This is a genomic window from Catelliglobosispora koreensis DSM 44566 (genome assembly GCF_000379685.1).
GTDB lineage: Bacteria > Actinomycetota > Actinomycetes > Mycobacteriales > Micromonosporaceae > Catelliglobosispora > Catelliglobosispora koreensis.
This window is the reverse complement of record NZ_KB903290.1, coordinates 29,938-42,846: the sequence shown is the minus strand read 5'-3', so window position 1 is coordinate 42,846 and position 12,909 is coordinate 29,938. Positions and strand designations below refer to the sequence as shown.

Genomic DNA, 12,909 nt, shown 5'->3' with positions numbered 1-12,909 from the left:
GCCCTCGGCCGCTATGCTGCCGTGCGTGCGCAAGTGGCCAGGCTTCGCTGCGGCCGCGGCGATCGCCGCGTTAGCCCTCGCCCTTTACCTTGCCCAGCCAGGCGCCGCTCCCCTGCTCAGCGGTGGGACGGCTGTCGACAGTGGACCGTTTCGGGTCACCGTCAAACACCTGCAGCCCACCCCCGCCCGGTTCACGCTGACCGACCCGGCCAACCACTGGATCATCGTTATCGCCACGTTCGAAAAGACCGGCACCCAAAGCTGGCCGTCGCTGCCCAACGGGTTGCGGCTGCGCAATGTCGCCGGTTTGGTGAGCGAAGAACCACAGGTCTACCTGGTACGCGACACCAGCACCGGCGGGCCACTGCTGCCCGGGCTGCCCGAAGATCTGGCGTTCTGCTGGGAACAGCGGGCCGGCACGCAGGCTCCCGCACAGGCCACAGTGGACATTCCCGGCTTTACGGCCATGCCGCTCAGCGACACCGGTGCCGAGCGATGGGCACCCTCTGGGCTCGCCGCGACCGTAACCGTGACTGCTGCCGCTAAGGAAAAAGCATGAAAGGCAGGCACCGCCACAACGGCTGGCTAACGCTGGCGCTGGAGCAGACCGGCGGCATCATCGCCGCGGCCGCCGCGCTCATCACCGCTCTCGTGATCACACTGATTCAGCCGCCGCCGACACATCGCCCGTTCGCGATCAGCTCCGGCGGCCCGGCCAACATCACCATCGTCGCGGTTAGACAGTCAAACGCGGTAAAAGTCGGCACCTCCGTGCACAGCACCCAAGCGGCATGGATCGTTTTGACCGTGCGCGTCAGCGCCGCCCGCGAACCGGTCACGATCGCCCACGCCCAGCTCATCGACGCCGAAGGCAACACCTATCTGGCCAGCAAGCGCCTCGGGCAGGCCCTCATCGACGGCACCCGCCTGCTGCAGCCCGGCATCACCCTGGAAGCCGACCTCGCCTTCGAAGTGCCCGGACCGCTGAGCGGCCTGACCGCCGAATTCGCGCCCACGGCATACAACCCGCTCGGCGCGGTCATCCGCCTGCCGGTCACCGCACCGGGACCCGGCGACGAACAGACCGACATCATGCAGATCACGGTGAAACCATGAACCAGCACGGATGGGGAAGGCGCAACCTCTGGGGCATCCTCGCGCTAGTCCCTGCCGTCGCCGCCTTTCTGGCCGTCCACCTTGAAAACACCCCAGTGGGTACGCCGAAAGCCGTCACCGTGGCCCAAGACGGCTGGGCGAGCTACGCGGGAGGACGCGTGCGCCTGCTGGAAGTCGCCCCCGCCAAGGATGTCCGCGACACCAAAGGCGGATTCCTCAAACTCCCCGATGGCATCGCGGCCTGGCGGGCCGTCGTCGAATACGACACCGAAGACCAAGCGGCCCTCAAAGACTGCCGTCTGTCGTTAGAGGACAGTCAGGGCCGGCTGTTCACACCTAAGCCTTTTGAACTGTCCGGTGCCCAGATCCCGGCGACCGGCTGCACCGCCGAAGACGCGACCCTACGCCGGTATCAAACGTTCGTCTTCTTCGTCACCCCAGCCGGAGCCGAACCCGTCGCGGTCCGTCTCACGGTGACTGGTGAGGACTATGCGCGGCTGACGCGGCCCTGATTTCGCCGCTGCCATCGCGGCGAAACAAACCGTGAGCACGAGCACGAACACCAAGTTGACTCTCGGCAGCAGCCCAGCGACCTGTGTCGCGTGCTGCGGCCCGGCGATGAGCCGCTCCAGCTCCCACAACCAAGCGCCACCAAGGGTGAGCACCGCATAGGCGAGCACGAAGAACGCGGCCTGAACGAAGTCGGCGCGGTGCACCCGATGCCAGAACACACTGATGGCCAGCCATAGCCACGCCGCCGGAATAAGCAGCACAGCGGCCGCGTGCTCGGCCCACTGCGGCACCGGTTCGAGGATTTTCTGCCCGGCCGGGGTCTGTGCCGTGAGCACCACCGCCCCGGCCGCCCACACCAGCGCCGCTATCCCAAAACCGTGATACAGCAACACTTTGGTGTAGCGCTGGCGGCGCTCGGCTGTGTTCCAGAACCGCACGCCCAGCCACGCCAGCCCCGACACCACGGCCAGGCACGCCATCAGCCATCTGCTCAAGACAGTGGCCGCCTCGGGCGGGCTGGCGAAAAGTCCGGTGGAGAAGTAGACCACCGTGAATGGAACAAGTTCGATCCCGCGCCTGGCACCGGGCGGCCCAACGGTGCGCAACATCAGCAGCAACGCGGCCGCGAGACAGCCCGCGGCCAGCGGCAGCAACAGAATCGCCGGCACCGGATGCCAGCGCGCGACAACGCCGGCCGCACGCAGCACGGCCTCGTGCGCCGCGACAGCGCCGAACATCAGCGCGAACAGCACCGGCCAGTGCCGCAACAGCAGCCTCAGCGCGTCCATGGCGGTGATAATAGACTCCGGAAATGATCGAGCCGGAGCGCTACATCGATAATTCTGTCGCCCTGCTGGCCAGCCTGGTCCCCATCACCGAACCAGCCCCGGGCGTTGTGCGCGGCGAACGTGAGCACGTGACCCGGTTCGTGACCACCAAACCGGTGCCGTCCCAGGTGATCTGCGAGCTGATTCTTGCCGAGCCGCGATCCAAAGCCGTGGTCGCCGAGGACTCCTTCGGCGTACCAGCCGACGGTCCGCTGCCCGAAGGTGTTGTCCTCAAACACATGCCGGTCATGGTCCGCCCGCCCGGCCCCATCGTGGCCACGGGCGACGCGGCCCGCGTCGACACCGTATCGTTCGCCGACGCCACGAAGGTGATCGTTGACGGGTTCCCCGCGATCGCCGGGTTTCCACCGTCCATTTTGGAGCTTCCCGGCTGGCACTTCTGGCTATCGGAACGTGATGGCGTCCCGGCCGCCGCCGGATACGGTTTCGACGACGGGCAGTCCGTCGGGATCTACCTGCTGGCGACGTTGCCTGAACACCGCGGCCACGGCCTCGCCCGCGCGATCATGACGCACACGATCGCGGCTTGCCCCACCCGTAAAGCGGTCCTCGTCGCGACCCTCGACGGTCAGCCGCTGTACGAAAAACTGGGCTTCAAAACTGTCTCCATGGCGACCTGGTACATGCGGCGATAGGGGTGGGAAAAGTCAGCGTTCTCGATTAGAATGTGTGTACTAATAGAGGCGCTGACCTGCGAGGAGCCGAGGACATGACCACCCAAGAAGTGCTGCCATACGCCACCATGCTCAGCTTTGCCCGGTATATCGGGCGCACCGGTCCCGCCAAGGCAACCTTCGTCGGGGGGCTGCGCAAGCAACGCGAAAGCGGCGGCGGTTTCAACCCGCACGGCCAATTCATCAAAGCCCTGAAAGCCGACATTCAGTTCCGCACCGGCGGCACCCACATCGCCAAGGTGGTGCACACCGTCCACCCGCGCTGGCAGCGCCTTTACGCCACGCTCGCCGAGGGCGCCAAAATCTACCTGCGCGATCTGGGCACCCCGGGCGACGCCAGCCTGCTGCCCGTCCACGACGCGATCGGCATCATCAGTGGACTTCCCGTCAAAGTCAGCGCCCACTTTGGCCTGTTGCGCGACAGCGGCCAGCGTGAAGCTGTCCGCCTTTACTTCGATGAGCACGAGCCCAGCGACGAAACGCTGACCGCCATGAGTCACCTCATGGCCAGCCAAATCGACCAGATTCTCCCGCAAGCCACCCCTGTCATCGTCGACATCCGGCGCGGCATCGCCCACCGTCCCACGCGAGCGTCCAAAGAAGACACTCAGCGCTGGATCGACGGTGAAGCGGCCGGCTTCCGCGCCATGTGGCGAGCGGCCTAGCTTTCTCCTCCAGCGGCCGGCCCGTGAGACCCTTCGGGCCGGCCGCCCCCACGAACTGGCAGCTCCCCGCTATCGTGCCGTCGTGACCTTGACCCCCGCCCGGCGTTTGCCATCGTCGCTCGCTTTGACACTGGCACTGCTTCTGCTAGCGCAAACCGTTTGGCAGCTATTGTTTTCCGCCGATGAGGCGGCTGTGGTCAACGGCGTGCTGCGCTTGGGGACGGGCGGCTGGACCGGGCTGATTTTGACCGTCGTGGGCTGGGTGTTTCTGATCGTGCGCGGCCTTATCGTGCTGGACGGCAAGGAATCTCAGCCAACGGCCCGTGCGCTCAAAGCCATGCCGATGGCCATCGGAGCTGTGCTGGCCAGTGCCATCGCATTGGTGCTGGGCATGCTGCTCATCGCCTTTCTGAGCTTCGGTCAGCCAATGTTGTTGCTGATCGCGGGCCTAGTCATCCTCATCGTGACCTTGCGCCTCATCGCCCCGCTCTTAGTGGCCATTCCGGTTGCGGCGCTGGAACAGCCTCAAGGTGCGCTGAATCGTGCCGTGACGCTGATGCGAGCCAATGCCACCTCCACCGTGACGATGAGCTTCGCCGGGCTCGTCCTGCCGCCAGCGGCGGTGATCTGGCTACTCAACGAGGCGTCGGCCAAGCTCGATGGCACCGTGGGCGGATTCGCCCTGGTGCTGGCACAGACCCTGGGCTGCGGCATCGTCGCTTACCTTCAGATCCTCACGCTCTACTGGATGCGCCAGCAGCTCCTGCCCCCGCTACCCACGCCAGCCCGTGCGCCGCACCCGCATTCAGGGCTTCGATACGTGCCTATGGTCGTTGCTGGGCTCATCGCACCGGCGCTGCTGGCCACGGCGGTCAGCCAATCTGGCACGTTGCCGGGCTTGCAGGTTGTAACGGTTCAAAGAGCCACGGAACCTATGCCTTATCAGCCACTCGCGGTCGCCTGGCCGGCCGGTGGCCATCCAGTCATCGTTGGCGGCGAAGCCATTTACGACTGCCAGGACGAGCGCTGCCAGGACATCGACCCCACCGCGTTGCCGCATCGCGCCAGCGGTGCCGCCATCAATCGTGACGGGGTGGTCTTCACGGTTGGATACGGGCGCTTGCAGCGGTGCACCACGGGCCTGAGGCTATGCGCGAGCACGCAGGAACCTCTGCCAGCGTTGCGGGACGTCAGGATGACCGATCTCGCTCTGTCGACGGTCAACAGCACTTTGATGATTCCCACCGTCAAAGAGGTAGACGATTCCATTGAGCTGGGAATGGTCCGCTGTACTGACGAGGTGTGCGCCGATCCAGGGATTACCGTTTTCGGAAAGATCCCGGCCAGCACCGACCGCAGCGAGACGCGAGCCGTGCTATCGGACTATCTCGCGGTCGGTTCTGCCCGTGACGGGCGGCCTATCGTCTTTTTCCGGCCACCGTCACAGCCCCAGTCCGCCTGGGTGGCCTGGTGCGAAACCATAGGATGTGTCCACTTCGGACTGGCTGAGTTCGGCGCTACCGCGGCGGGAATGCCATCGGCTGACGATTTCATGCCACTCGCTCAGAAAGTCCCACCGCCCTGCTCTTCCACCTGCGACAGGGCCCACGAACTGCTCGCCTCCGCTCCTGCGGGCGACCGTTTTACCGCCCTGTCGCTCCGCCGCACAAAGGAGCCCTCGATTCATGTCGGTGAGCCGTCAGCGGTGCGCAGCTGGCTCGCCCTGCACACCTGCCAAGACGCGACGTGCACGGAACGTGACAGCACTTCCCTGCTCGCGGTCTTATCGCCAGAGGGCGGATTCGCCGCTCATACCCCACCGCCGCGCTGGCTGATGGCTGCCGACGAGTCTGGCCGGAACCTGCTGATCATCGCTCAAGAGCAGTTGCACTTCGAGAGTCGGCTGCTGATTCTGGCCACACTTCCGTAGCCTTGAGCTGTGCCTGAAGGCGACACCGTCTGGAATCACGCTCAGCAGCTGAATGAAGCGCTCGCGGGCAAGGTGCTGTCCGGTTCGGACTTTCGGGTGCCGCAGCTGGCGACGGTCAGTCTGGTGGGCTATACCGTGCTGGAGGTCGCGTCCTACGGCAAGCATCTGCTGATGCGGCTGGCGTCGCCTCAGGACCGGCGGATGACGCTGCATTCACACCTGCGCATGGACGGCACGTGGCGGCTTTATCAGCCGGGCCAGCGCTGGGGAGCCAGGCCCGCCCACACCATCCGGGTGGTGCTGCGCAGCGGCGAGGTCACGGCCGTCGGTTTTCATCTTCACGATCTCAAGTTGGTACGCAGTGAGCACGAGCACGAACTCATAGGTCACCTGGGCCCCGACTTGCTCGGCCCCAACTGGGACGCCGATGAGGCCGCGCGCAGGCTGTCGGCTCACGGTTCGGAGACGATCGCGCAAGCGCTGCTCGACCAGCGCAATCTGGCCGGGATCGGCAACCTCTACAAGGCCGAAATTCTGTTCCTGCACAGGGTTTCGCCGTGGGCTCCGGTGCGCGAAGCCGGTGATCTGCGTGCACTTGCCGACACCGCGCACCGTCTGCTGACCGCTAACAAGGGCCGCTGGCTGCAGAGCACCACCGGATCGGTGCGTCCCGGCGAGACGACGTTCGTCTACGGCCGGCGTGGGCTGTGCCGCCGTTGCGGCACTCCCATCAAACACACCGATCTTGGCGAACGTGTCACGTACTGGTGCCCTGGCTGCCAAGGTCCTAAACCGCCCCGCTGAACGTGTCGCACGACTTGCCGTCACCGCTCTTGTAGCCGGTGCTAAACCAGCTGCGCCGCTGCTCTGACGTGCCGTGGGTGAACTTGGACTCGTCGACCTGCGTGCCTGACTTCTTCTGAATCGCGTCATCGCCGATGGCGGCGGCCGCTTCAAGGGCCTCGTTGATGTCGGCTTGGGTCAGGCTCTTGAAGATGGGCACGCCTTTGGTGTCGGTGGTTCCGGCGGCATGACTGGCCCACACGCCGGCGAGGCAGTCGGCCTGCAACTCCATGCGCACGGACAGTTCGTTGGCGTTGCCGGGATCGCGTTCCTGCTGACGGCGTACGTCAGCGGCGGTTCCTAGCAGGTTCTGCAAGTGGTGGCCGTATTCGTGGGCCAGCACGTAGGGCTGGGCGAAAGCGCCGTCGGCGCCGAAGCGGCGGGCGAGTTCGTCGTAGAACGACAGATCAATGTAGACAAGCTGATCGAGGGGGCAATAGAACGGGCCTACCCCGCTGTCGGCGTTGCCGCAGCCCGTGGAAACCGCCTGGGAGAAGAAGACGGTGTCGGTCTGCTTGTAGGGCTTGCCGAACGTTTCAGGCATGGCCGATTGCCAGTAGGCCTGGATCGAGTTGACATAGAGGGTATTGCGGCACTCGGGAACGGACAGCCGGTCGGGGTTGGCCGTGGAACAGGCTTGCGCCACGCCGGGTCCGCCTTCGCCGCCCAAATTCGGTGCAATGAACGCTCCGGCGATCACCAGCCCGATGACCAGCAGCGTGCCTAGCAGGCCGCCGCCGACGGGGATGGGGATCCCGCCAAATCCGCTGGAGCCACCGCTACCACGGGCATCCGTGACTTGGCTCGTATCAATCTCAGCATCTTTGTTCAGTTCCACGGCAACAGGGGTACCCAGAACGCGAAAACCGAACCATGATGGGGATATCGCAGCGAATACGTTATTTGAGCACCTAGGCGCTCCCTACCGGAACGTCCACGACTACCTGTCGGTGACCGTGGACTTTGCTGAGCATGCCCTGGCCCGGGGAAATCCGGTGCTGGTAGCGGTTCCCGGCCACAAGGTCGACGTCATCCGGACGGGTCTGGGCGCGCAGGCGGGCCAGGTGAGCTTCGCCGATATGGCCGTGGCCGGGCGCAACCCCGGCCGGATTCTGCCTGCTGTGCTGATCCGCTTCGCTGAGCAACATCCCGGCCAGCGGGTCAGCGTGATCGGGGAGCCGACGTGGGCCGGGCGGTCCGCGGCGGAGTTCCCGGCCTGTGTCACGCACGAAGCTCTGATCAATGAGGCGTTCGCCGGGCGCGACGCCGAGATCCTTTGCCCCTACGACATCAGCGCTTTGGACCCGGCCGCCATCGCCGACGCCTACAGCACCCACCCGCTGTTGCGCGACAGCACCCGCACGTGGGTAAACACCGGTTATGAGGATCCACAAGCGACACTCGCGCGGCTCAACTTCGCCCTGCCCGCACCGTTTCACGCCCAGCGGCTCAGTTACGCCCTTCCCGAAGACCTCGTGATGGTACGCAAGTTCGCCGCCAGCCACGCGGAGGCCGCTGGCCTGAGCCAAGACCGCATCGAGGCGCTCACCATCGCCGTAAGCGAACTGGCCGCCAACACCACCTTGCACACCAAGGCACCCGGCGAAATCGCGGTATGGGTGGAAGACGGGGCGTTTATCTGCCAAGTAACAGATTCCGGCTATCTGTCCGATCCGCTGGCCGGGCGCGTGCCGCCATCGAGCATGGAGGTCGGTGGTCACGGCCTGGTGCTGGTCAACCAGCTCACCGATCTGGTACGCGTGCACACCTCACTGCTAGGCACGACGATCCGCCTGCATCAAAACCTGGATGTGGTGGCATGATCGGCATGTGCATGGGACAGTCACGCGGTGACTAAACGCCCGCCGGGACCCGAGCGCCTTTGGCGACCGCAAAGCATCTTCCGCTTCGCGGCGGGGATGGCTTGTGCCGTCACACTTCCCGTGCTGGTCACCAAAGCTGTCCTAAGTGGATACACCGCACAGTTCCCTTCGCTGCCTTACATTGTGACCGTAGTGATCGCCGCGATGGTCGGCCGTTTCCTCGCCGGCGCTGTCGCGACCGCGGTCTCCCTAGCACTGATTTACTACTACGTTCTCGTGCCCACGGGCAGCCACCCGCTCGATCTCGCCGTCTTCGGTTTGGTCGGACTGCTCATCGCCGGTGTCCTGGCCGGGACGGACCGCTCACGGGGCGCAGCATTGCTCGCCAGGCAGGCCGCCGACGCCGCCCATCAGCGCGTCACCATGCTCGCCGAGGCGTCGCGCATCCTTTCAGCGTCCTTTGACCTCAAGTCCACGATCGCCCAAGTCTGCGAACGCGTCGCCCACGATGGCGGCTGGTATCACGTGATCGTGCTGCAGCAGGAAAACGGCGGGCTGCACTACCTTGGCGGCGCTCACGCTGGCGGGGCGCGGGAGGCCGATCTGGAGGCGCTGGAAGCGCCGGAAGCGGTGGCCGCCGTTCAGTCACGCCAGATTCTGGTGCTCGACGCGCCGGGCTGGCGTACCAGCAAATTTGGTCCTTGGCGTTTTCGAAGTGGCCTGGTCGTGCCGCTCATCTCCGGCGCCGAGACCCACGGGATCCTGATCCTGTTGCACGTGGCGAAGGGACACACCTACTCCCCCAACGATTTGGTCTACGCGGGCGAGATCGGCGGCCGCATCGCCAGCTCCGTCGAAAACGCCAGCCGCTATCACCAGCAAGTCCACATCGCACACACACTGCAGCAAGGTTTGCTGCCCCGCAGCGTCCCAGACATCAAGGGCGCCAACGTTTACGTGCGCTACCAAGCAGGCGCCGGCACCGAAGTCGGCGGCGACTTCTATGACGTGTTCGGCATCGGCGACAACCGCTGGATGGCCATCATCGGCGACGTGTGCGGCAAAGGACCCGAAGCGGCGACCGTCATGAGCGTCACCCGGGCGACGCTGCGGGCGCTAGCCCTGCACGAGCCGAGCCCCAAGCGGTTGCTCGCCAAGCTAAATGAAGCCCTGATAACCCTGGTCCCCGACGACCGGTTCGTCACCGTCAGCTGTGCCGTTTTCGAGATCATGCCCGAGGGCGGCGCTCGTGTGCGCCTCGCCAGGGCCGGGCACCCAGCGCCAGTCATCACCACCGTTGGCCAGCCGCCACGGCTGGCCAACGGCAAGAGCGGCATGCTACTCGGCGCTTTCCCCGAGGTCGTCCTGCACGAGAAGGTCGTCGAGCTGGCACCCGGTGAAGCCATCACGTTCTACACCGACGGCATCGAATCACGGGACATGGCCGCCGAAGACAAAGCGATGCAACTGTTACGCGAACACGGCGATGACCCAGCCGACAGCATCGCGGCCCGTTTCGCCAACGCGGTGCCTGGTGAAATGGGCAGCAAAGCAGACGATCTCGTGGTGCTGACCTTCGAAGTGGTGGCGGCGCAACACCCAGCCCGCGTCTAGCCCCCGGCCGGAGTCGTCAGCAACCCGAACACACCAGTCAGGCGCAGCACCATCTCGACCCGCGACCGCACGCCGCTAATCCACATGACAGCACCCACGTCGTTAGCGGCACGCTGCGCTAACACCAGCGCCCGGATGCCCGTGGAATCCAGGAACGTCACCGCGCTCAAGTCGACCTCAGCCTGACTCGCCTGATGCGCCGCGATGCCCTCAGCGATCCACGATTGCAAATCACTGGCGACCGCCAGATCGATCTCGCCGGTGACCCTAATGCGGATGCCACCAGCCACAACCTCGACCTCATGCGTTGCCCGCCGCGACTGCTTCACCCGCTCATTGTCCGCTGACCGGACGGTAAATCCTAGTCGCCCTGCCTTGGTATATAGGATCGCCGGGTCGTTTGTGGACTCACCGCGGTCGTTTTCACCCTTCGGAGCGCCCCCATGCAGGACCTTCTGATCAACCTCCTCGCCAGCGTCATCGCTGGTGCCGCGGTCTGGCTCACCCAGCGGCTCCTGCGGCTGCGCCGGCTCGCCCGCAAGCAGGCGTTCTTCGGGGTCCGGCCCGGTGACGAGGTGCTCCTTTATGTAGCCCGGCACGCCTCATCACACCGTGAGAACAGCGTGCACCGCGCCGACGTCGCCAGCCTGATCGAGCTCGCTTCCGTGATCCGGGAATGCGGCGGAGTGCCTTCCCTGCTCGCGCCGGACGAGAACCGCCCGCAATCCGGGCGGGTCGCCGAGTATTGCGTCGGCGGGCCACTGACCAACCCGCGGATGGCCGCCTATCTGCGGTCAGAATTTCCTGGTATCACCTTCGCGCAGCTGCCCGGAAAGAACGAACAGCTGCCTTTTTCCGTCGGCGGCAAGGAATACCTGCGCACGGCCGACCGCGAGGAATTCGTCCTGCTGGCTAGGGTCCAGGCGCCCGAGCCAGCCCGCCCCGCGTTCCTCCTGATTGGACAGACGGCCGAGTCCAACCTCGCTGCCGCCCGGCTCCTCGCCGAGCGGCACCGCGAGCTGACCGCCACCTACCCACCCGGAAGCACGTTCTGTCTACTTTTACGCATTGGAGAACCGGCGGCATTCGGCACCGACCGGGTGGAAATCGCCGCAGATGTCACCCTTGCGGCTCAAACAGCGGCCGAACCCGTGGCGAACTGACGCGCCTCGATACCAAACCAGCGGTTCGTCAGCCCCTCCTCAGCCATCCCCAGCCGGCCTGCTACCGCCTTGGACGCGGTGTTACCGGGATCCGTCAAAGCGAGCACCCGCGGCAGGCCAGCCCGCTCCAGCAAGGCCCTGGCCGCCTCGGTGACCAGCCCCTTGCCCTGAAAGTCCGGGTGCAGGTGCCAGCCGATCTCGACCTCATCAGTGAGCCCATGAGCGTCATGCAACGGCATGAGCAGCACCGTCCCGACTGGACGGTCCTGCCCCTCCAGCGGAACCAGCGCCCACAGTCCTTGCGGCGGCTCGATGGCAGCCGTCCGCTCCGCCCAGCGTTCTAGTCGCTGCTTGGCCTCAGCCTCATCCGCGATCACGCGGCGCGGATGTGGCCCTAACCACCTCATGATCTCCCAACGGGAGTAGAGGTCATAGAACGCGGCCAGGTCACCGGCGTGCCACTGACGTAAAGCGACCCGCTCCGTGCGCAGCAACTCCATCGCTCCGACCGTCCTCTCAGCTTTCATACAGGAAACCGTGTCACCCTCTTGCCTCATTAGACAGTGGGGAAATGGGGAAAGGGGTAACCATGGCTGGCATCACCGACTACGACGCACCACGCACCCTGGCCAACGAGCCGGCGGCGGACAGCCTCGACCTCCTGCAGGAACGCCGCAACGCGGGTCCTGAGGAAGATTTGGCTGAACCCGAATTTGAATTGCCCGCCTACGACATCATCGACGAAGAGCTGACCGCGCCGGTCATACCCGTGCGAGCCGACGAATTCCGTTGCGGCCGTTGCTTCCTCGTCTTGCACCGCTCGATGCACGCCGGCACCCGCAACGGTGCTGACACGTGCCGTGACTGCGCCTAAATCACGGCACCAGCCCTGACCACCCCCACCGTGGGGACGATCCCGGTTCGCCGAGGTCCGTTCCCACGGGCAGGGCGGAGACTTCCACCGCGATCTTCGTACCCCAGTCGAAATACTCCAGGACACGCTGGCGCAGGAGTTCGTTTTCCGGCAACTCCTGCTCCACCGCGACCGCCATCAGCTCAAGCCACCGCTGCCGGTGCTCCTCGGTGATGCCCAGGCCAAGATGGCTGTGCAGCAAATGCTGGTGCCCGCCGACGTGTGCGGTGAACTCGGCGGGCCCGCCAAAGACTTCCGCCAGCCACACCGCCACATGATCGGTGTGCTCAGCGGTAAAGTTCGCGAAAACCGGTGCCAGTAAAGGATCCTGCAGCACCTGCGTGTAGAAGGCACTCGCTAGCTTGCGCAGGACCGGCATTCCACCGATCGCGTCGTACAGCGACTCAGGTTCCGTCATGCCCCATTTCTACCTGGGCTCATTCACGTTCTGCCACCAAACGGGTGGCCTTGTCCTGGCGCGGGCGTGGCTCGGGTGGCCAGGTATCCATTAAGGACGCCCGGTGAACCTGGGTGGTCGTGGACCGCAGTGGCTGCGGCACATCCACGAGCGGGTTCCATCGGCCCGGGCCGTGCCAGCGTGGCGGTGAATACTTCATAGAAGGGCCTCTACCCCATCGGCTGGCACCCAAACGTGGCGCGGTGCCGTTATGCTGCCGTGTCGCAGCTCGTTGACCTGGCACACACCGCTGTAACAAGACCATGAGGAAGAACTTCTTGGACGGGTGCAACTTCGACAACACGATCTGTGACAATGTCGTGGTTCACGAGGTGGTCCAGCTAGTTCAG

At 65.2% G+C, this 12,909-nt stretch carries 16 protein-coding genes; 11 read left to right on the top strand and 5 right to left on the bottom strand.

Annotation, left to right across the window (positions count from 1 at the left end):
* Nucleotides 1–25 precede the first annotated feature (25 nt).
* Genes A3E1_RS0130190 through A3E1_RS0130180 form a run of 3 tightly spaced genes read left to right on the top strand, consistent with a single transcriptional unit; the run spans nt 26 to nt 1,628 of the window.
* A complete protein-coding gene (locus A3E1_RS0130190) occupies nt 26–559 on the top strand; it encodes a hypothetical protein (protein ID WP_157631825.1) in 534 nt (177 codons plus the stop codon).
* Nucleotides 556–1,116: a hypothetical protein gene (locus A3E1_RS0130185; RefSeq protein ID WP_020524544.1), complete on the top strand. Its 561-nt coding sequence runs from the start codon at nt 556–558 to the stop codon at nt 1,114–1,116. Before A3E1_RS0130190 ends, A3E1_RS0130185 begins: the two co-directional genes overlap by 4 nt.
* Complete coding sequence (locus A3E1_RS0130180) at nt 1,113–1,628, top strand: hypothetical protein (RefSeq protein ID WP_020524543.1); 516 nt, start codon at nt 1,113–1,115, stop codon at nt 1,626–1,628. Before A3E1_RS0130185 ends, A3E1_RS0130180 begins: the two co-directional genes overlap by 4 nt.
* Here the strand turns inward: A3E1_RS0130180 and A3E1_RS0130175 are convergent.
* Nucleotides 1,518–2,417: a hypothetical protein gene (locus A3E1_RS0130175; protein ID WP_020524542.1), complete on the bottom strand. Its 900-nt coding sequence runs from the start codon at nt 2,415–2,417 to the stop codon at nt 1,518–1,520. The two genes, A3E1_RS0130180 and A3E1_RS0130175, sit on opposite strands and share 111 nt — an antisense overlap.
* A gap of 23 nt (nt 2,418–2,440) precedes the next feature.
* Between A3E1_RS0130175 and A3E1_RS45250 the strand changes: the two genes are divergently transcribed.
* The 4 genes from A3E1_RS45250 (at nt 2,441) to A3E1_RS0130155 (ending at nt 6,550) form a co-directional block, all read left to right on the top strand.
* The gene (locus tag A3E1_RS45250; protein ID WP_020524541.1) at nt 2,441–3,112 is read left to right on the top strand and encodes a GNAT family N-acetyltransferase; all 672 of its coding nucleotides are present in this window, start codon (nt 2,441–2,443) and stop codon (nt 3,110–3,112) included.
* 74 nt (nt 3,113–3,186) lie between these two features.
* Nucleotides 3,187–3,816, top strand: coding sequence for a hypothetical protein (locus tag A3E1_RS0130165; protein ID WP_020524540.1), 630 nt, complete (start codon nt 3,187–3,189; stop codon nt 3,814–3,816).
* Nucleotides 3,817–3,898: 82 nt separating this feature from the next.
* Entirely contained in the window at nt 3,899–5,746 is a 1,848-nt protein-coding gene (locus tag A3E1_RS0130160; RefSeq protein ID WP_157631824.1) for a hypothetical protein, read from the top strand.
* Nucleotides 5,747–5,755: 9 nt separating this feature from the next.
* Nucleotides 5,756–6,550 carry a DNA-formamidopyrimidine glycosylase family protein gene (locus A3E1_RS0130155; RefSeq protein WP_020524538.1) on the top strand — a complete coding sequence of 265 codons (795 nt, stop codon included), beginning with the start codon at nt 5,756–5,758 and terminating at the stop codon, nt 6,548–6,550.
* Here the strand turns inward: A3E1_RS0130155 and ypfJ are convergent.
* Nucleotides 6,534–7,427, bottom strand: a complete 894-nt coding sequence (gene ypfJ, locus A3E1_RS0130150) for a KPN_02809 family neutral zinc metallopeptidase (protein WP_020524537.1) — start codon at nt 7,425–7,427, stop codon at nt 6,534–6,536. The genes A3E1_RS0130155 and ypfJ overlap by 17 nt on opposite strands.
* A 46-nt stretch (nt 7,428–7,473) precedes the next feature.
* Here ypfJ and A3E1_RS42870 point away from each other — a divergent pair, with 46 nt between their 5' ends.
* Nucleotides 7,474–8,412: an anti-sigma factor RsbA family regulatory protein gene (locus tag A3E1_RS42870; protein ID WP_040392311.1), complete on the top strand. Its 939-nt coding sequence runs from the start codon at nt 7,474–7,476 to the stop codon at nt 8,410–8,412.
* A gap of 27 nt (nt 8,413–8,439) precedes the next feature.
* Complete coding sequence (locus tag A3E1_RS45245; protein WP_157631823.1) at nt 8,440–10,026, top strand: GAF domain-containing SpoIIE family protein phosphatase; 1,587 nt, start codon at nt 8,440–8,442, stop codon at nt 10,024–10,026.
* Here the strand turns inward: A3E1_RS45245 and A3E1_RS46710 are convergent.
* Entirely contained in the window at nt 10,023–10,355 is a 333-nt protein-coding gene (locus A3E1_RS46710) for an STAS domain-containing protein (protein ID WP_020524534.1), read from the bottom strand. The genes A3E1_RS45245 and A3E1_RS46710 overlap by 4 nt on opposite strands.
* Nucleotides 10,356–10,469: 114 nt before the next feature.
* On the opposite strand from A3E1_RS46710, the gene A3E1_RS42860 reads away from it, so the two are divergent.
* The gene (locus A3E1_RS42860; protein ID WP_020524533.1) at nt 10,470–11,189 is read left to right on the top strand and encodes a hypothetical protein; all 720 of its coding nucleotides are present in this window, start codon (nt 10,470–10,472) and stop codon (nt 11,187–11,189) included.
* Here A3E1_RS42860 and A3E1_RS42855 read toward each other — a convergent pair.
* The gene (locus A3E1_RS42855) at nt 11,159–11,716 is read right to left on the bottom strand and encodes a GNAT family N-acetyltransferase (RefSeq protein ID WP_051105197.1); all 558 of its coding nucleotides are present in this window, start codon (nt 11,714–11,716) and stop codon (nt 11,159–11,161) included. The genes A3E1_RS42860 and A3E1_RS42855 overlap by 31 nt on opposite strands.
* 62 nt (nt 11,717–11,778) lie before the next feature.
* Between A3E1_RS42855 and A3E1_RS0130120 the strand changes: the two genes are divergently transcribed.
* Complete coding sequence (locus A3E1_RS0130120) at nt 11,779–12,063, top strand: DUF4193 family protein (RefSeq protein WP_020524531.1); 285 nt, start codon at nt 11,779–11,781, stop codon at nt 12,061–12,063.
* A 1-nt stretch (nt 12,064) separates the two neighbouring features.
* Here A3E1_RS0130120 and A3E1_RS0130115 read toward each other — a convergent pair whose 3' ends face one another.
* Nucleotides 12,065–12,520 (bottom strand): group II truncated hemoglobin, encoded by a 456-nt coding sequence (locus tag A3E1_RS0130115; protein ID WP_020524530.1) that lies wholly within the window; start codon nt 12,518–12,520, stop codon nt 12,065–12,067.
* Between the last annotated feature and the right edge of the window lie 389 nt (nt 12,521–12,909).